This window comes from Nocardia lijiangensis NBRC 108240 (assembly GCF_001613045.1).
GTDB classification, from domain to species: domain Bacteria; phylum Actinomycetota; class Actinomycetes; order Mycobacteriales; family Mycobacteriaceae; genus Nocardia; species Nocardia lijiangensis.
In genome coordinates this window covers 75,960-94,581 of record NZ_BDBP01000013.1, presented here as the reverse complement: position 1 = coordinate 94,581, position 18,622 = coordinate 75,960, and the positions used below count along the sequence as shown (strand labels likewise).

General features: G+C 68.2%; 17 protein-coding genes. 10 read left to right on the top strand and 7 right to left on the bottom strand.

Features of this window, described 5'->3' with window-relative positions; genetic code table 11:
• Positions 1-6: 6 nt before the first annotated feature.
• The 5 genes from NL1_RS05415 to NL1_RS05395 all read left to right on the top strand — a co-directional run bounded on the left by NL1_RS05415 (position 7) and on the right by NL1_RS05395 (position 5,311).
• Complete coding sequence (locus NL1_RS05415; protein ID WP_067835067.1) at positions 7-714, top strand: haloacid dehalogenase type II; 708 nt, start codon at positions 7-9, stop codon at positions 712-714.
• A gap of 153 nt (positions 715-867) precedes the next feature.
• Positions 868-1,758, top strand: a complete 891-nt coding sequence (locus NL1_RS05410) for a DMT family transporter (protein WP_067834917.1) — start codon at positions 868-870, stop codon at positions 1,756-1,758.
• Between the two features lie 38 nt (positions 1,759-1,796).
• Entirely contained in the window at positions 1,797-2,447 is a 651-nt protein-coding gene (locus tag NL1_RS05405) for a class I SAM-dependent DNA methyltransferase (protein ID WP_067834915.1), read from the top strand.
• Between the two features lie 136 nt (positions 2,448-2,583).
• A complete protein-coding gene (locus NL1_RS05400; protein ID WP_067834913.1) occupies positions 2,584-3,933 on the top strand; it encodes a WS/DGAT/MGAT family O-acyltransferase in 1,350 nt (449 codons plus the stop codon).
• A gap of 259 nt (positions 3,934-4,192) precedes the next feature.
• Positions 4,193-5,311, top strand: coding sequence for an NAD(P)H-dependent flavin oxidoreductase (locus NL1_RS05395; RefSeq protein WP_067834911.1), 1,119 nt, complete (start codon positions 4,193-4,195; stop codon positions 5,309-5,311).
• On the opposite strand, the gene NL1_RS05390 is transcribed toward NL1_RS05395, so the two are convergent.
• The 3 genes from NL1_RS05390 to NL1_RS05380 all read right to left on the bottom strand — a co-directional run bounded on the left by NL1_RS05390 (position 5,312) and on the right by NL1_RS05380 (position 8,186).
• A complete protein-coding gene (locus tag NL1_RS05390; protein WP_067834909.1) occupies positions 5,312-6,289 on the bottom strand; it encodes a DUF5996 family protein in 978 nt (325 codons plus the stop codon). It lies immediately after the preceding gene.
• Between the two features lie 386 nt (positions 6,290-6,675).
• A complete protein-coding gene (locus NL1_RS05385) occupies positions 6,676-7,452 on the bottom strand; it encodes a GntR family transcriptional regulator (protein ID WP_067834907.1) in 777 nt (258 codons plus the stop codon).
• Positions 7,453-7,586: 134 nt separating this feature from the next.
• Positions 7,587-8,186 (bottom strand): DUF459 domain-containing protein, encoded by a 600-nt coding sequence (locus tag NL1_RS05380; RefSeq protein WP_067834905.1) that lies wholly within the window; start codon positions 8,184-8,186, stop codon positions 7,587-7,589.
• Between the two features lie 119 nt (positions 8,187-8,305).
• Here NL1_RS05380 and NL1_RS05375 point away from each other — a divergent pair, with 119 nt between their 5' ends.
• From NL1_RS05375 to NL1_RS05365, 3 genes are all read left to right on the top strand, one after another.
• Complete coding sequence (locus tag NL1_RS05375) at positions 8,306-9,073, top strand: 2OG-Fe(II) oxygenase (RefSeq protein WP_245673100.1); 768 nt, start codon at positions 8,306-8,308, stop codon at positions 9,071-9,073.
• Entirely contained in the window at positions 9,060-9,800 is a 741-nt protein-coding gene (locus NL1_RS05370) for an SDR family NAD(P)-dependent oxidoreductase (RefSeq protein WP_245673099.1), read from the top strand. Before NL1_RS05375 ends, NL1_RS05370 begins: the two co-directional genes overlap by 14 nt.
• Before the next feature lie 185 nt (positions 9,801-9,985).
• A complete protein-coding gene (locus tag NL1_RS05365) occupies positions 9,986-12,358 on the top strand; it encodes a lysylphosphatidylglycerol synthase domain-containing protein (protein ID WP_067834903.1) in 2,373 nt (790 codons plus the stop codon).
• A gap of 155 nt (positions 12,359-12,513) precedes the next feature.
• Here NL1_RS05365 and NL1_RS05360 read toward each other — a convergent pair whose 3' ends face one another.
• Positions 12,514-13,203, bottom strand: a complete 690-nt coding sequence (locus NL1_RS05360) for a methyltransferase domain-containing protein (RefSeq protein ID WP_067835061.1) — start codon at positions 13,201-13,203, stop codon at positions 12,514-12,516.
• A gap of 107 nt (positions 13,204-13,310) precedes the next feature.
• On the opposite strand from NL1_RS05360, the gene NL1_RS05355 reads away from it, so the two are divergent.
• Positions 13,311-13,886, top strand: a complete 576-nt coding sequence (locus NL1_RS05355) for a TetR/AcrR family transcriptional regulator (RefSeq protein WP_067834901.1) — start codon at positions 13,311-13,313, stop codon at positions 13,884-13,886.
• A gap of 12 nt (positions 13,887-13,898) precedes the next feature.
• Here the strand turns inward: NL1_RS05355 and NL1_RS05350 are convergent, their stop codons facing one another.
• Together NL1_RS05350 and fadD5 are read right to left on the bottom strand one after the other, a co-directional pair.
• Positions 13,899-14,501 (bottom strand): cysteine hydrolase family protein, encoded by a 603-nt coding sequence (locus NL1_RS05350; RefSeq protein ID WP_067834899.1) that lies wholly within the window; start codon positions 14,499-14,501, stop codon positions 13,899-13,901.
• A gap of 81 nt (positions 14,502-14,582) precedes the next feature.
• Entirely contained in the window at positions 14,583-16,154 is a 1,572-nt protein-coding gene (gene fadD5 / locus NL1_RS05345; RefSeq protein ID WP_067834898.1) for a fatty-acid--CoA ligase FadD5, read from the bottom strand.
• 412 nt (positions 16,155-16,566) lie between these two features.
• Between fadD5 and NL1_RS05340 the strand changes: the two genes are divergently transcribed.
• Complete coding sequence (locus NL1_RS05340) at positions 16,567-17,538, top strand: NAD(P)H-dependent flavin oxidoreductase (RefSeq protein WP_174553392.1); 972 nt, start codon at positions 16,567-16,569, stop codon at positions 17,536-17,538.
• A 102-nt stretch (positions 17,539-17,640) separates the two neighbouring features.
• Here the strand turns inward: NL1_RS05340 and NL1_RS05335 are convergent, their stop codons facing one another.
• A complete protein-coding gene (locus tag NL1_RS05335) occupies positions 17,641-18,618 on the bottom strand; it encodes an MBL fold metallo-hydrolase (protein ID WP_245673098.1) in 978 nt (325 codons plus the stop codon).
• Between the last annotated feature and the right edge of the window lie 4 nt (positions 18,619-18,622).

Below are 18,622 nucleotides of genomic sequence, written 5' to 3'. Positions count from 1 at the left end.
TTCGGGGTGAGCGAGGTGCGGGCGTTGCTGTTCGACGTGCAGGGCACGGCGACGGATTTCCATTCGACGGTGCTGGGGGCTTTGCGCGACGCGAGCGCGGGACGGCACCAGGGACTCGACTGGGTGGAGTTCGTAGACCGCTGGCGCGCACAGTATTTCGACGTGCTGCGCGACGCGAAGGTCGGCAAGGACGAGTGGACCACGGTGCATTCGGTGTACCGCGACGCACTGGACCGGCTGCTGGCGGAATATGGCGTGACCGATTTCGACGAGGCCGAGCGGGAGGAGCTGGCCCGCGCCTGGCGGCGGATCGTGCCGTGGCCGGATGCCGTTCCCGGGCTGACCCGGCTGAAGACCCGGTTCACGCTCGCGACCTTGTCGAACGCGGATGTGGCTGCGGTGGTGAATATTTCGAAGCTGGGCGGCCTGCCGTGGGACGCGATCTTCACCGCGGAGATGGCGGGCGCGTTCAAGCCGGATCCGGTGACGTATCGCATGGCCGCGACCTACCTGGGGCTGGCTCCGGAGCAGATCATGATGGTCGCCTGCCACAAGTACGACATCAGGGCGGCGGGCGCGCTGGGTTTCCGCACCGCGTTCGTCGCGCGGCCGCTGGAGTTCGGCGCGGGCGGTGCGGTGGACGTCGAGTACGAGGACGAATTCGACGTCAACGCACGCGACTTCCTGGATCTGGCGGATCAACTCGGCTGTTGAACAGCGCGATCCGAGATCCCGGGTCACGGGGCGCATGCCCGCGTCGAACACCGGAAACGATCTGTCAGATCATGGGATCACCCGCTAGGCTCCTCGTGGATCGAAAGCGAGCGAGAGCATGAAATCTGCGGCGGTGACTCGGGGGACGGCGCGATGACCAAGCGCGGTTGGCTGTTGTTCCTGGCGATGGGCGCCATCTGGGGTGTGCCGTACGCGATGATCGCGGTCGCCGTCGAGGACTTCGATCCGGTGTTCGTGGCATTCGGCCGGACGCTGATCGGCGGCCTGCTGTTGTTGCCGGTCGCCCTGTTCACCGACGCGCTGCGGCCGGTCCTGCGGCGCTGGCGGCCGCTGCTGCTCTACACACTGGTGGAGATCTCGGGCCCGTGGTTCCTCATCGGATACGCGGAGACCACGCTGAACAGCTCCACCGTCGGCCTGCTGATCGCGGCGGTGCCGTTGATCGCGGTGCTGATCGTGACCCGCCTCGGCCACGAAACCATCGACGCCCGAAGGATTCTCGGCCTGGTCGTGGGATTCGCAGGCGTGGCGGCCCTGGTCGGGCTCGACGTGGATCTGTCCAACCCCGCCGCGATCGGAGCCATCGCACTGACCACCATCGGTTACGCGGTCGGTCCGATCATCATCAACCGTTCCCTGGCGGATCTACCGCCGATGGGTGTGGTGACCGCGTCGCTGCTGCTGGCGGCGGTGCTCTACGCGCCGTTCGCCGCGCTGCTCCGGCCTGCTCACTTCCCCGCGGGCGCCACGCTGTCGGTGCTCGGCCTCGCGATCGTCTGCACCGCGGCGGCGTTCCTGCTGTTCTTCGCGCTGATCGGCGAGGTCGGTCCGGCGCGCGCCACGGTGATCACCTACATCAATCCGGCGGTGGCGATCGTGCTCGGCGTGACGCTGCTGGGTGAACCGCTCACCGCGGGCATGGCGATAGGATTCCCGCTGGTCGTGCTCGGATCGTTCCTCGGAACCAGGCAGTCTCGCGCCGCCACTCCGCAGGATGATCCGGCGCTCTCCGCGACGCCCTGAGAGGTACGAACACCGTTTCGCGCAAAGGAGTTCCGGTCTTGACCCATGCCGATGTCGACGCCACCCGCACGTCCTACGACGACGTGGCCGAGATCTACCTCGACCTCGTTCGCGACCACCTGGCGACCAGGCCTTTCGACCGCGCCGTCCTCGGCGCCTTCGCGGAACTCGTGCGTGCCAACAGTTCCGGACCGGTGGCGGACATCGGCTGCGGCCCGGGAAGAATCGCCGCGCACCTCGCGTCGCTCGACCTCCCGGTCTTCGGCATGGATCTGTCGCCGCGCATGATCGAACTGGCGCGCAACGAGTTCCCCGGCCTGCGGTTCGAGGTGGGATCGATGGAGGAGCTCGCCATCGAGGACGAGGCGTTGAGCGGGCTCGTGGCCTGGTACTCGATCATCCACTTGCCGCCGCAACGGGTACCTCAGGTGTTGCGCGAGTTTCATCGGGTACTCCGAAACGGAGGGCACGCGCTGCTGGCATTCCAGACAGCGGACACCACCGACACCGTGCTCGCTTTCGACCACAAGGTGACCCGCGCCTATTGCTGGTCACCCGAGCGGCTTGCCGAGCTGTTGCGCGAAGCGGGTTTCACGGTGATCGCCCGGATGGTCTGCGCACGGCAGCCCGACGAACGGTTCGATCAGGGATGCCTGATCGTCTCGAAGGTCGCCGATCAGGTGCGCTGATTCGGCGCACGTATCCGGAGGCAGCCGGGTACGTTTGGCACGGGTGCACAGGGTTTTCTGTGGTGTGTCCCACCCGACAACGTGGTCGATTCTTCGTATTACAAAATCTCCACCGTCGTCAGGGGGCGACACACATATGGAATTCATCGCACCGGTTGATGCCGTATTTTTATTGGCCGAATCCCGCGAGCACCCGATGCACGTCGGCTCGCTTCAACTGTTCGAACCGCCGGAGGGTGCCGGTCCGGAGTTCGTCGCGCAGACGCACCAAAAGCTGCTGTCCTGCAGCGAGATTCATCCCACCTTTCGCAAGCGCCCGGCCAACCTCCTCGGCTCGCCGCAGCTGGCCTGGACGCTCGAGAACGAGGTGGAGCTGGACTACCACGTTCGGCGCATCGCACTGCCCGCCCCCGGCACCAACGCCCAACTGATCGAACTCGCGTCCGGCCTGCACAGCACCCTCCTCGATCGGCATCGTCCGCTATGGGAGATCCACCTCATCGAAGGTCTGCAGGACGGCCGGTTCGCCCTCTATTCGAAGATGCACCACGGCCTGATCGACGGCGTCTCGGCCCAGCGGCTGCTGCAGCGCACATTGACCGACGACCCGGCCTCGACCGAGACCCGGGTGCCGTGGAACCTGCCGCGCTCGCGACGCAACAAGGAGCCGCAGCGTTCCGGATTGCTCGGCGCGGCAAGGACTCTCGTCGCCGCCGCCGCGTCCGGCCCGGCGCTGCTTCGTGCCGCGCGCGCCGCCCTGCGCGAGCAGCAGGTGACCCTGCCGTTCGAGGCGCCGAAGACCATGTTCAACGTGCCGATCGGCGGCGCCCGCCGCTCCGTCGTGCGCTCCTGGCCGATGGAGCGGATCAAGCAGGTGCGCAAGGCAACCGGGACGACGATGAACGACGTCGTGCTCGCGATGTCGGCGGGCGCGCTGCGCACCTACCTCGCCGAGCAGGACGCACTGCCGGACAAGCCGTTGATCGCCATGGTGCCGATGTCGCTTCGCTCTCCGGACGACACCGAGACCAACGGCGTCAAGGTCGGCGCGCTGCTGTGCAATCTCGGCACCGATCTGGCCGATCCGATCGCCAGGCTGCGGACGGTGAGCGAGTCGATGCAGAAGAGCAAAGAGGTCTACAGCGAACTCTCGCCCGCCCAGTCGATGGCGCTCTCGGCACTGATGGTCAGCCCGATCGCGCTGAACCTGGTGCCCGCGCTGATGCCGTTGACCGCCCCGCCGTTCAACATCGTCATCTCGAACGTGCCGGGCCCGCGCGACCCGATGTACTGGAACGGCGCGCGGCTGGACGCCATCTACCCGCTCTCCATCCCCTTCGACGGCCAGGCCGTGAACATCACGCTCACCTCCAATGCCGACAACCTGGACTTCGGCCTGGTCGGCTGCCGGCGCAGCGTGCCCCAGCTGCACCGCATCCTCGACCATTTGGAGAACGCGCTCGCGGAACTGGAGAACGCGATCTGACACCCGCTGCTGACCCCGGCAAGGAAGGGGTACCGCGACAAAACTAGAACGTGTTACTGTCACATTATGGTGCCCCCACCGGTCGATGACGACGCCGCCGCGGCATGGCGATACCCGCGGTGTGCGGCGGATTCGGCCGGTCGGGGCGACTGTCAGTCGCGCGCGAGGCGAACCCGGCGCGGCCACTATGTAACCCGTTCTAGAACGTCCGCGGCCGCCGTGATCCGGTCGCGGCGTAGGTAAGGGAGACCAGAACCCGATGCGTACCGAAATCTGCGAGCGGCTGGGGATCGAGTTCCCCATCTTCGCCTTCACCCACTGCCGCGACGTGGCGGCCGCGGTCAGCAATGCCGGTGGGCTCGGCGTCCTCGGCGCGGTGGGCTTCACCGCCGAACAGCTCGAGGTCGAGCTCGCCTGGCTGGACGAGCACGTCAACGGCGTGTACGGCGTGGACCTGGTGATTCCCTCCAAGTACGAAGGCCAGGGCATCGATGACCTGACGCCCGAACAGCTGGAAGCCAAGCTCGGCGAGCTGGTGCCGCAGGGCCACCGGGATTTCGCGGAGAAGATCCTGACCGACCACGGCGTCCCGCGCCTGCCCGAGGAAGAGCATCACAACCAGCTGCTCGGCTGGACCGCGACCACGGTGGCCCCGCAGATCGAGGTCATCCTGAAGCACCCCAAGGCCAAGCTCGTCGCCAACGCGCTCGGCACGCCGCCCGCGGACGTGATCGAGCAGATCCAGGGCTCGGGCAGGCTGATCGGCGCGCTGTGCGGTTCGGTCAAGCACGCGCTCAACCACAAGGCCGCCGGTCTGGACTTCGTGGTCTGCCAGGGCACCGAGGGCGGCGGGCACTGCGGCGAGATCTCGTCCATGGTGCTCTGGCCGCAGGTCATCGACGCGATCGGCGATATGCCGATGCTCGCGGCAGGCGGCATCGGCGACGGCCGCCAGGTCGCCGCGGCCATGGCCATGGGTGCGGCGGGCGCGTGGACCGGCTCGCTGTGGCTGACCGTCGAGGAGGCCAATGTGCCGCCCGCGCAGATGCAGACCTACATCGACGCCAGCAGTCACGACACCGTGCGCTCGCGCTCGTGGACCGGCAAGCCGTGCCGCATGCTGCGCAACGACTGGACCGACGCCTGGGAGTCGACCGAGACCCCCGATCCGCTGCCGATGCCGCTGCAGATGATGGTGGCGCTGGACGGCGTCAAGCGCGGCCACCGGTATCCGGAGGCCGCGAAGGACGTCAACTTCAACCCGGTCGGTCAGGTGGTCGGCATGATGACCAAGGTGGAGCGCTCCGCCGACGTGGTCGCCCGGCTGATCACCGAGTACGTCGAGGCCTGCGATCGCCTCAACAAGCTCAACGGCTGATCACGCGGGCCATTCCGGCCAGCGCTGCGCCTTCCGCTCCAGCACCGGATCGGTGATGCCGCCCCAGCAGGCCAGCCGTGCGGCATCCCATCCGGCGAGCTCGGAGCCGTTGGCGTAGACGGATTGGAAGAATTCGAGGGCGGCGCCCACCGGGTCGTCGGTGCGGCGCGCGGCCTCGTAGGCGTAGTACGCGGAATGGCCCGAGCCGGAGGCAACCCACCGTGCGCCCGCGGGCTTCAGCGTCCGGTCCGTCAGCCCGTCCGGCTCCGGCGCGACATAGGAGTAGAAGGTCGGCTCGGGCACTTTGTCGTCGCCGAACCAGAATCCGGTGCTGATCACCTCGCGCGAATAGGCCTCGCGGGTCACCGAATCGACGGTCGCGGGCAGGTCGATCTGGCGCGGCGAGAAGCGCTGCACCGCGAGATCGAAGGTGTGCCAGAACAATTGGACCGGGCTGATCTTGCCGGAGTAGCTGGCGCTGAACTCCTCCAATATCCGTCCGACCTGGCTCTGCACGTGAAAAGCCCTGCGCGCCTTGTCCGGATCGTAGGCGGCGTGATCGGTGTCGTCCTCGAACGGACGGCTGGCGTCGGGCAGATCGAACGGGTGCGGGTGCGGCATGACGACCTCGATGCCGAGATCGCCGAGTCCGCCCATGACGTCGGTGTAGAACGTGGCGACGGACTGCCGGAGCAGGTCGATCTCCACCTCGATGCCGTGATCGGTCGCGATGCGCAGCACGTGGTCGAAGAAATCGAAGGAGCAGGTGAACACCGGCCCGTTGCGGGCGGTGCCGAGCGGAACGGTGGTCCAGCCGCGGGCGGTGAGGCGGAAGGTCATGTGCCACCAGTGGTTGCGGCGGATGCCTTTCGCCAGGGCGACCTTGCCGACGACCTGGGCGAAACGGTGCAGGGTTTCCTTGGTCGGACGCCAGGATTCCAGCGGTATGGCGGGCAGCGGCTCTGCTGACTCGGTCATGACGGAAACGGTACGACCGTCTCGGGCAATTCGCCAGCAAATCGCAAGTGTGGCCTGCCCGCCCCGCCATCGCCACCCGGCCGGTCCGATGACGGGACGGCCCGGCGCCGTGAGCGTCGGCGCCGGGTCTGCGGGTCGCCTCGCGCGATCGAAGGCCCGGCCGCGCCGATCCACGCCTCCCCGTGATCGGACCGCGGCAGCGGGAACCCCGAGCGCGCCGGGCGACGCCGTCCAGCCGATCTCAGCATACCTGTCTCAGACGATATTTTCGGCCGTCTGTAATGAACAAGTGACCAACTGATTCATCCGCCGCGACACGCACAACTGTTCGAGCCGATGGGACTCAGACAGTCCGTTTTGTACGTTTATTTGTACGTTGTGCCTGTTCAGGCGGTGGCCGCGTGCGCGTCCTCGATGTCGGCTTCCTCGCCGCCGAGCAGCTCCTCGAACCGGGCGATGACCTTGCCGTGGTACATCCCGAACAGGTCCTCGAACAGCGCGAGCTGCGCCTCCGACGGGCCCGAGCCGGATTCCCAGACCGCGACGAGCGCCCGCCACACCAGCACGTGCAGGTCGGCGGCGCCCGCGAAGTACGCCTCGATCGCCTCGGGAACCTCGAGCACCATCTCGCCGATCGTGTTGAGGATCGCGCGCTGCATGCTCAGCCCGAGCGCGGTCAGCAAACTCCGGACCAGCGCGACCTCGATGGCCAGAATCTGGCGATAGTCCGGAACCTCCAGCCGGGCAAGGGCTTCCAGTTCGTCGATGGTCGCCTTCAGCTCGGCCGGGTCGATCTCCTGTTCGCTCGCGGTGTACGCGAGCAGCGCCTCCATGACGATGCCGCGCTGCACGTCGACGATGTCGTGGAACATCTCGATCGCGACATCGGGCATCGGCACCGAAAATCGGAAGAGGTGGCGGTACACGTCGAGGCCGCCCGCCTCCCGCACATCGCGGATGGTGAAACCCTTACCGCGACGCGCCTCGACGAATCCATACGATTCCAGCCTGCCCAAGGTCAACTGCGCGGTCGCGCGATTCATCTCGAATTCTTCGGCGACCTGGCGGACCGACGGCATCAAATCCCCCGGCTGATATTCCCCCGCGGCAACCCGGCGCGCCAGCTCGTCGGCAACGTCGGCGACTACCGTCTGGGATCCCATCGGATGCCACCTTTCGACTGTGTTCCCAATACGTCCCAGACAGTCTAAGCCCTGCTGTACGAGACTGCACCTGTGTAGCACTGATCGGGCCGCAGTGTGAGGTGATTCATGACCGTTCGACGGCCCGGAAACGCTCAGCGGGACAACCAGTCCCGCCAGGCGGGCAGGATCAGCGCCGCGATCGCGTCGTAGCCGCCCGCGCTCGGGTGCGCGCCGTCGCCCGCGCGCACCTCCCGCATCCACACCTCGTTCGCGCGCAACTCATGGTGCACGCGCACATACGGCACGCGGGCCGCGGCGCAGATCTCGGCGAAGCGTTCGTCGAGGCGCGCGGTGCGGGCGTTGTGGGCGTCGTCGTCGACCGGCGGCGGAGCGACAACCAGCGTCGGCCAGCCGCGCGCGGCCGCGTCGGCCAGCATGGCGGTCAGGTTGGCCGCCGACGCGTCGGGCTCGACGCGCGGTGAATCGTCCTCGTGCACTGTGTCGTTGACGCCGAAGGAGAACACCACCCTGGCCTCGGTCCCGTCGGGCAGTCGCGGGGCGCACTCGGCCTGCCAGCGCGCGGCGATGTCCGCCGAGGTCTGGCGGCGGACGCCGAGGTTGTATCCGGTGTACGGGAGGCCGTCGGCATGCGCGGCGACGCCGAGCCGCCCCGCCCATCCGCAACACAGCGGATCGCCGACGCCCGCGACGAACGAGTCACCGACGAAGCAGATGCGAAGATCACGAGCCACCGGGCGATCCTCTCCCGTGGCGATCCGGCGCCGGAATCCCGGCCACTCGAAATTCGGCGGACGGAGGCAATAAGATCGGCGTGTTCGTCCGGGAGGGAGTGACGTTGTCAGGGGAATCGGTGAGTGAGGCGTCGGCGCCGCCCGCGTGGTTCACGGAGTTGTTCGCCCATCGGCGCTGGATCCGCAGATCCGGTCCGTTCCCGCACGTATATGTGCGCGATGTGTTCGTCGCCGACTTCTATCAGCGGCTCGCCGACGAGTACGAGCGGGTGCGCAGGGCGCGGGCGAGTGCGTTCGAGAAAGTGGCCGACAACTACAGCGCCAGCGGGATTCCGCTCACCGAACTGCGCAACGGGCCGCTCGCGCTGTTCACGTCGCGGGAATGGCACAACCTCATCGCGTCGGTGGCGGGGGTCCAGGTGACGGGCGACGTGGAGGGTTCGATCCACCACCACGCGCCGGACAGCCCGGCGGGCTGGCCGCACAACGACCTGAATCCGGCGTGGTTCCCGAGCCCGGCCCCGGGGCCGGGGGAGGTGCGGTTGCCGGACGCGAGTGTGAACACCAAGACCGGGACGAAATCCGACGGCGTCACCGCGCGGGAGACGGTGCGCGCCGTCGCGGTGCTGTTCTATCTGGGCAATCCGGGATGGCAGCCGGGCGACGGCGGAGAAACCGGCTTGTACGCCAACATCGCCGATCCGGCGCCGACGCTCGCGGTGCCGCCGCTGGACAACTCGATGGTGGTGTTCGAATGCACGCCGCGTTCCTGGCACGCCTACCTCGGCTACAACCGGATCCCGCGCAGCAGCATCGTGATGTGGCTGCACCGGCCGAAGGAGGACGCCGTCCAGCGTTGGGGAGGAGACCGCATTGTCCAGTGGTGAATCATCAGGCGGCGGCCGCCGGGTCTGCCTGCTCACCGGCGCGGGCGGCTTGCTGGGCGACGCCTTCTGCCGCGCCCTCTACACCGCCTACGACATCGTCGCCGTCTGCGGCACCCGCATCCCCGCGACGCCGTCGCAGCACGAGTGGTTCGTGGATCCCTTCGATCCGCAGGCCACCGTGCCGGAGAACGAATCCCGGGTCTTCCTGATCCGCTCCGACCTGACCGCGCCGGGCGAGGTCGATCGCGTCGTCGATCTCGCGCTCGCCAAGTTCGGCGGCGTCGACCTGCTGGTCAACAATGCCGCGAGCCTGCGGCTGCATCCCCAGGGGATCATCGACGGTGACAACGCGCTCGACGACTTCGAACCGCAGTTCGCGCTGAACGTCGGTGTACCGCTGCGGCTTTCGGCCCGGTTGGCGCAGCGCAGCTGGATGCACGACATGGACGGCAACCGCGCGCGCAACCGCAATATCGTCAACGTCTCCAGCCTGTCGGGCTCCACCGTGTACCCGGGCGGCCAGGCGGTGTACGCCGCGTCGAAGGCGGCGCTGAACCATCTGACCCGGCACCTCGCGGCGGAGTTCGAGGAGTTCGGGGTCCGCGCCAACGCGGTCGCCCCCGACAGCTTCCCGGCCCGGGTTCCGACCGAGAAGGTGTTGCAGGCGATCGTGGAACTCGACGCGGGCGCGATGACCGGAGGCGTCTACAGCGTCGTCGCGAACTGAGCCCGCCCTGCCCTCGAGGCGTCGCCTCTGGCAGTGTGATCAGGGGCCGAAGCGGCACCGCGCGACGCCCGCACCGCGGCGGCGTGTTGGTGCCGATCGCCCCGGTGACCTGCTGCATACTCACGAAACGTGTGCCAGGGGGTGGCCGAGCAAGCGCCAACTCGATCCGAAAGTGCCGATACGACATGCGAGTCGACGGGCGGGAGATCCCGGTAACGGGTAATCTCCTGCAACCGCTGATCCGGCGGACCACGGACATCGTCCGGGTCATGCTCGCGGCGCTGTGGCTCGGCGTGGTGATCGCGGCCTCGCTGATCACCAGACCGGAATGGCTGGCGCTGGAGAGTTCGGTCTCCACCATCATCGACTTCCTCACCCCGGACCAGTCCAACCTGGTCTATCTGATCTACGGCATCACGATCCTCATCCTGCCGTTCGCGATCCTCATCGAGTTGATCATCGGCAGGCAGTGGAAACTGCTCGCGGGGTACGCAGCCGCCGGGCTCGTCGCGGGTCTGCTGCTCTCCATCACCGGCACCGGCCTCTCCGCACCGCAGTGGCACCTGCAGGTGCCCGACCGGCTCGACACCTTCCTTTCCCAATTCCTCGACGACCCGCGCTGGATCGCGATGCTCGCCGCGGTGCTCACCGTCTCCAGCCCGTGGCTGCCGACGAAGCCGCGGCGCTGGCTGTGGTTCCTGCTGCTGGCCTTCGCGCCGATCCATCTGGTGGTCAGCACCGTGGTGCCCGCGCGGGCGATGTTCGGACTCGCGGTGGGCTGGCTGGTCGGCGCGCTGATCGTCTGGGTGGTCGGCACCCCGGCACTGGAGGTGCCGCTGGACGCCGCGGTGCGGGTGCTGGCCAAAAACGGGCACACCGTCACCGGATTCACCGTGGTGCGGCCCGCCGGTTCGGGTCCGCTGGTGCTCGCGGCCGCCGTGACCGGTCCGGAGCGCGAGCTGACCGTCGAGATGTATGGCAAGAATCAGCGCAGCCACGGCGCGCTGCGCATGCTGTGGCGCTGGCTGACCTTCCGCAGCAGCGAGACCGGGGCACTGCACGGCTCCATGCACCGCGCCGTCGAACACCGCGCCCTGATCACGATCGCCGCGGGGGATCTCGAGCTGGCCGGTCAGCAGGTGGTCGCGGTGGCCGCGCTGGATCGCGGCTGGATGCTCTACGCGCACACCGATTCGGGCGGCGTCCCGATCGCCGAGAGCCCCTTCGAGCGGCTGCCCACCGTGTGGAAGGCCCTCGGCGCGCTGCACGCGGGCCGCATCGCGCACGGCGATCTGCGCCCCGACGACATCCGTCTCACCGAGGACGCCGTGCTGTTCGGTGGTTTCAGCAGCGCCGAGTTCGGCGCCTCGGACACCCAGATCCAGTCCGACATCGCGCAGCTACTGGTCACCACGGCCGCGATCTACGGCAAGGAACCCGCGGTGCGCGCGGCCATCGACGCGCTCGGCGAACAGACGGTGCTCACCGCGACCCGCCGCCTCACCAAATCGGCCATGCCGTCCGGCATCCGGATCTCGATCCCGGAGTGGGGGTCGATCGTCTCCGACACCCGCGACGAGGTGCGCAAGCAGACCGGTAAGGATCGGATCGAGGCCGATCAGATCACCCGGTTCTCCCGCAACCAGATCATCCAGCTGGTGCTGCTGATCGGGCTCGTCTACGTGGCGTACCCGTTCATCAGTCAGGTACCGACCTTCTTCACCCAGCTGAAGACGGCCAACTGGTGGTGGGCGCTGCTCGGGCTCGGCGTCTCCAGCCTCACCTACGTCGGCGCCGCGGCCGCGCTGTGGGCCTGCGCCTCCGGCATGGTGAGCTTCCGCAACCTGGTCATCATGCAGATCGCCAACACCTTCGCCGCGACGACCACGCCTGCGCGCGTCGGCGGTCTGGCGCTGAGCGTCCGGTTCCTGCAGAAGGGCGGGCTCGGCGCGGTGCGAGCCACGGCGGCCGTCGCGCTGCAGCAGGCGGTGCAGGTGATGACGCACATCAGCCTGTTGATCCTGTTCAGCATCGTGGCGGGGACCTCGGCGGACCTTTCGCATTTCGTGCCGGACCCGACCGTCATCTACCTGGCCGCCGGTGTCGGTGTCGGCATCATCGGCACGTTCATGTTCGTGCCGAAACTGCGGCGCTGGCTGAACAATTCGGTCCGGCCCCAGCTCCAGGAAGTACTCGGCGAGCTCGGCCAGCTGGCCAGGGACCCGAAGCGGTTCGCCATCATCGTGGCCGGGTGCGCCGCCATCACGCTCGGCATGGCCGGCGCGCTGTGGGCCAGCGTGGAGGCCTTCGGCGGCGGCACCACCTTCGTCACCGTCACGATCGTCACCATGATCGGCGGCACGCTCGCCTCGGCCGCGCCGACACCGGGTGGCGTCGGCGCCGTCGAGGCGGCTCTGATCGGCGGTCTGGCCGCCTTCGGCCTTCCCGCGAACATCGCCGTGCCCGCGGTGCTCCTCTACCGCGTCCTCACCTGCTGGCTGCCGGTGTTCTGCGGCTGGTTCACCATGCGCTGGATGACCTCGAAGAACATGATCTAGGCGTACCGCCATATTCGCTCCGGCAGCGCGCGAGCGATCGACGGACTGGCGGCCAGCTCTAGGCGATTCGCTCCGGCCAGGCACGGGCTAGCGACGGATCGACGTCCGACAGCAGCTCTAGGCGTACCTCCGCCTCCGCTCCGGCCGTTCCTCTACTACTTCGTCGCGAGCAGGACTCCAGCGATCGGCGGGACGACTTCGAAGTCGATCGAGCGGAAACCGGCGGCCGACAAGGGTTCTCGATAGCGGCGGATATCGATGGCGGCGAGGGGGTCGACGTGGTGCCCGGCCGCGGAGTCGCCGGTGCGGTGGGCCGCGAACCGGGACATCGCGCGGATCACGCCCGGCAGCACCCGCCCGGCGGGGTGGGTGTCGGCGAGCAGCAGTTTGCCGCCGGGGCGGAGCACGCGGTGCATGTGGGAGAGCGCGGCCTCGCGCTGGGTCTCGGGGATGTGGTGCATGACGAAGGTGCAGGTGACCACGTCGAACGAGGCGTCGGGGTGGTCGATCGTCTGCGCGGGGCCGAGTTCGAAGTGGCAATTCGGCTGTGTCGTGCGTGCGGTGGCGTAGGCGACCATCTGCGGCGACGGATCGCGGCCGACGACCTCGCCCGCGGGTCCGACACGGGTGGCGAGCGCACGGGCGAAATCTCCCGGGCCGCAGCCGATGTCTAGGACGCGATCGCCGGGCGCCGTGCCGCTACGGGCGATGAGTTCGGCGTCGAGCGCGCGCCCCCGGCCCAGCATGAACGCGGACCGGAGGAACCGGTAGCCGCGCGGGCGGGTGATGAGCAGGCCGATCTCGGCGGGTTGATTGTTTGCGGACTGTTGTGCGTTTCCGGACATGTGTTCATGATCGAAGGTGGTCGCCGCGGCGACCAGAAGCAGAAGCACAGAATCCGTCCGGTTCGGGACAGTACCGCCCGATCCGTCCGGAAACGCGGAGATCGACGATGAACGAGACAACCGACCGCCGGGTGCGGCGGACCAGGGCGACGCTGCACCGAGCGCTGATCGAACTGCTGCTGGAACGGCCCTACGGGCGAATCACCGTGCGCGACATCCTGGATCGCGCCGACATCGGACGCTCGACGTTCTACGCGCATTTCCGCGACAAGGACGACTTACTGCTGGTGAGCAGCACCGAGTACCTGCGCGCGGCCATCACCGCGGCCCGTCCGGAGGACCCGGCCGCGCCGCCGCCCTCGGCTCCGCTCGCACCGGTCTACACGCTGTTCCTGCTTGCCGCGGAGAATCCCGAGGTCTACCGCGCGCTGCTGGGACGCAAGGCGGGCGGTCAGCTGATGCGTGCCACCCGCGGCATGGTCGGCCGGGTGCTCACCGAACAACTGTCCGGGCGCTTCGAGATGGACGACGAGGAGTTCACGGCGATGGTGAACTTCCTGTCCTGGGGCGTGGTCGGCACCCTCGGTGCGATCGCCGACGCGGACCCGCCGATCCCGGCGGAGGTCGCCTACCGGCGCGTGGCGAGGTTGATCAGCCCAGGACTGGCCGATCGAACCCGCTGAATCAGCTTGCAATCAGCGGTGGACGAGGTCGAGGGCTTCGGCGGCGGTGAGGCTGCCCGCGGTGACGAGTTCGAGGTTGGTCAGCGCGGACTCGTGGGCCGCTGGGTCGGCGGCCGTGACACAGTCGGCGATCGGATGAACGGTGAAGCCGAGATCGGTTGCGTGACGGGCCGTTTGTTCGACGGTGAGGTTGGTGGCGACGCCGGTGAGGAACAAGGTGCCGATGCCGCACTCGGTCAGCCAGTCGGGCAGGGCGCTGCCCGCGAGCCCGGAGAGCTTCTGATTGTCGTAGACCGCGCTCGGCTGACCCTTCATCTCGGTGATGAGTTGCGCGCCGGGCGATTCCGGGCGGAAATCGGTCTGTGCCGCACCCACCGACCTCATGAAACCGGTGTTGCGCACCAGCGCACCCTCACCGACGGGAATGGTGAACCGGGTGAAGATCACCGGAAGGCCGGCCGTGGCGGCCGCGTCGTGGAAGTCCACCGCGCGCGGCACGATACCGCTGGCCGCGACCGGCGCGGCCAGCATGGGACCGAAGAAGCCTTCGGGCCGAATGATGTTCACCTGCCAGTGCAGGGCAAGCACGGCGGCGCGGATGCGGGGGATCGCCATGCCTCGATCCTCACGCATCCGCGCCGCCCGCGTAGCCGATTTCCACGACCCAGTTCGTGGAAATCAGCGCGCACGCCAGGATTAGGACGAATAATCCTTGCGCAGTTCTACTTTCACGACCTTGCCGCTGGCGTTGCGCGGCAATTCCGGCACGATCACCAGATCCTTGGGATGCTTGTAGCGAGCCAGGTTCTCGTTGAGGAACGGCTCCAGCTCGGCGAGGGTCAGCTCGGCATCGGGGTCGATCAGCGCGACCACGGCGACGGGCACCTCGCCCCACTTCTCGTGCGCCCGACCGACCACCGCGGCCTCGCGAATCTTGGGGTGTCCGAAGAGCACGTTCTCCACCTCGGCGCAGTAGATGTTCTCGCCGCCGGAGATGATCATGTCTTTCTTGCGGTCGACCACCCAGATGAATCCCTCGTCGTCCGCGCGAACCAGATCGCCGGAGTGGAACCAGCCGCCCGCGAAGGCCTCCGCGGTGGCTTCGGGCTTGTTCCAGTAGCCCTGCATGAGAGTCGGTCCGCGGTAGACGATTTCGCCGACCTCGCCCGGCGCGACGTCGTTCATCTCGTCGTCCACGATGCGGGCCTGGATGGTCGGGATCGGCTTGCCCACCGAACCGAGCTTGCGCAGCGCGTCCTCGCCTTCCAGCACGCAGGTGATCGGCGACATCTCCGTCTGGCCGAACACCGCGACATTGGCGGCGTTCGGGAAGCATTCCGCCATGGCGCGCAGCACCGAGTCCGAGGCGGGCGCCGCGCCCCAGCTGAGCATGGTGAGCGCGAGCTTGCGGTCCTTCACCGTCGGCTCGGCGCAGATGGCCTGCCACTGCGCGGGCACGCAGAACGCCGTGGTGGCCTGCTCCTTCTCGACGGCGTTCAGGAACTCGGTGGGGTCGAACGCGCCGAGCGGATGCAGCACGGTCTTGCCGCCGAGCAGGAAATACGGTGCGAGACTGCCGAGTCCGGCGATGTGGAACAGCGGCGAGGTGCAGAAGCCGATGGATTCGGGTCCGAGGTCCATGGCCCGGATACAGGTCAGCGCCTGCGCGTTCATGTTCGCGTGCGAGAGCACCGCGCCCTTCGGGCTGCCCGTGGTGCCCGAGGTGTACATGATCAGCGACGGGGTGTCCTCCGGAATGTCCAGCGGTGTGTGGGGCGTCCCCTCCTCGGCCAACACGTCGTCGTATCCGAGCACGCCCTCGGCGCTCGCCCCGCCGATCACGACGCAGGTCTCCAGGGCGGGCGCCTGCGCGCGCACGGCGATGGCCAGCGGCTGCAAGACCGTGTCGGTGACGATGGCCTTGGCCCCGCTGTCGCCGACGATGTAGGCGACCTCCGGCGGGGTGAGCCGGAAGTTCACCGGCACCGCGATGGCGCCGAGGGCGTTGATGCCGAAGACCGCCTCGATGTATTCGGGGTAGTTCAGCGCGAGGAGGAGCACCCGGTCACCGAACCCGACGCCGCGCCTGGCCAGCGCGTCGGCGAACTTCTGCGAGCGCTCGTGCAGCTGCTGCCACGTCGTGTCCACGCCACGGAACCGCAGGGCGACCGCGTCCGGGCGCATCTGCGCGTGGGCGGCGATCTGGTTGTTCCAGTGGTTGCGCCGCGACCTGATCGGCTCGTCGAGCGCCTGTGCACCGGTGGTCATGCCACGTACTCCTCTCGGACCGCCTGCAGCGTCCGCCGGGGTGGCCGACCGCGTGGGCGGGCTGAATTGAGATGAGAATAACAACTAACTTAACCGAGCGGCAAGAGATCAAGAGATGAATCGTCGTTAATTGCCTCAGCGCACTGCTCCGGTCGACAAAACCGGTCCTATCTGCACTTTCATGAACACTTCGAGAGTTCAACGGCGCTTGCCCAGCGGCATATGCCTATTGGGCGATGCGAACGGCGGCTTACTTACTGGTTGAACGCAAGTCGATTCTCGTGTCACCATCATGGCGCAAGGGCGGTCCGGCACGCCCACGCGAGCACGGCGGTGCGACGAGCCGTCGCGGTGCGAGGAACTACAGCGGCGAGCGATCCACGGACGCCGCCGTCATACGGAGGAGAGCGCGATGCTGCGTACCAGGTTCACCGAGGAATTCGGGATCGAGCACCCGATCGTGCAGGGCGGCATGATGTGGGTCGGCCGGGCCGAACTCGTCGCCGCCGTCGCCAACGCGGGCGGGCTCGGCTTCATCACCGCGCTGACCCAGCCCACCCCCGACGATCTGCGCAACGAGATCGAGCGCACCAGGCAGCTGACCGACAAGCCCTTCGGCGTGAACGTCACCATCCTGCCCTCGATCAACCCCCCGCCGTACGCGGAGTACGTGCAGGTCATCATCGAAAGCGGCGTGAAGATCGTCGAAACCGCGGGCAGCAATCCGGAACCGTTCCTGCCGTACTACAAAGAGGCGGGCATCAAGGTGCTGCACAAGTGCACCAGCGTGCGGCACGCCCTCAAGGCGCAGAAGATCGGTGTCGACGGCGTGAGCATCGACGGCTTCGAATGCGCGGGACACCCCGGCGAGGACGACATCCCGGGCCTGATCCTGATTCCCGCCGCGGCGCGCGTGCTGGAGATCCCGATGATCGCCTCCGGCGGCATCGCCGACGCCCGCGGCCTCGTCGCCGCGCTCGCGCTCGGCGCGGACGGCGTCAACATGGGCACCCGCTTCCTGTGCACCGCGGAGTCGGCGATCGACCAGAAGGTCAAGGAGCAGATCGTCGCCAACAGCGAACTCGACACCCAGCTGATCTTCCGCACCATGCGCAACACCGCGCGCGTCGCGGACAACGAGATCAGCCGCAAGGTGGTCGAGATCGAAAAGGCGGGCGGCACTTTCGAGGACGTGCGCGAACTGGTCGCGGGCGCGCGCGGGCGCCGGGTCTTCGAAGAGGGCGATCTGGACGCGGGCATCTGGTCGGCGGGCCTGGCCCAGGGCCTGATCCACGACATCCCGACCTGCGGCGAGCTCATCGGCCGCATGGTGACCGAGGCGGAGGAGCTCATCACCGCCCGCCTCGCCGCCGCCATCGCCTGATCCGGACACCTACGCCGGACAGCGGTGCCGCTCACCGCGATTGGAAAGCCGTGTGCACAGCCGGAGCGAGGCGGAGGGTCCGCCGATCTGCCGCGGCACCGCTCAGCGCGACGGGTTCCGTGTCGCGCGGGCGGTGACCGCAGCGTGGTCGTGACCCGCGACGATCTCGATGTCGTCGGGCAGGGCGTGTAGCCGGTGGATGACCGCGAAGGCGGCGTCGCGATCGAAGTCGAACAATTGGCCTGGCATGGGCGCTTTTTCGCGCAGCAGGTCGATCTGGAGTTTGCTCCACACGGCGTCGCCCGCGAGCAGCACGCGGGTGCCGTCGTCGACGGCGAGCAGCACGCCGATGCTGCCGGGCGTGTGGCCGGCGAGGTCGAGCAGCAGCACCGACCCGTCACCGAAGAGGTCCTTGCTGCGCGGGAAGGTGAGCACCGGCGGGCCGTCGAGTTCGAAGGTGTCGAAGGTGCGGCCGCGCAGGGGGCCTCGCGCCACGCCGACGGGTGCGTGCACACCGAGCATGGCCCACGCGTGTTCGGCGGCGGGCAGCCGGACCGGCACCTCGGCGGGCAGTTCGAGCAGGCCCGACACGTGATCCCAGTGCAGGTGTGTGGGGATGACGAAGTCGATGTCGCTGCCCGCGATGTCGCGCGCCGCCAGCGCGTCGGACAGGCCGAGCACCGGCTTGTCCGGTGCGACGAGCAGCGGCACGGGGAACGGCAGCTCGGTTATCACCCGCTCGTGCACGCCGGAGCACAGCGCGGGATCGACGATGAACCTGGCCTTCGGATGCTCGATCAGGAACGCCGACATGATCAGCGGCAGTTCCCGCAGGCTGCGCACGCCCTCGGCGACGATGGTCTCCGGAGCGGTCATATCGCCCTGCGCCAGCACCGTCAGCCGGACGGTCGCGGAGGGCAGGGGCGGCTCGGCGACGGTCAGCCGGGCCAGCAACTCGGTGTCGGGACGGCGCGGACGCAGCAGCCGCGCCGGGGTCGCGGCGAGCGCGGCGCAACAGCGGAGCACGGTGGGCAGAGTCGGCGTCCGCTCGGCGCGCGTCGCACGGTCGGATTCAGGCACGGTT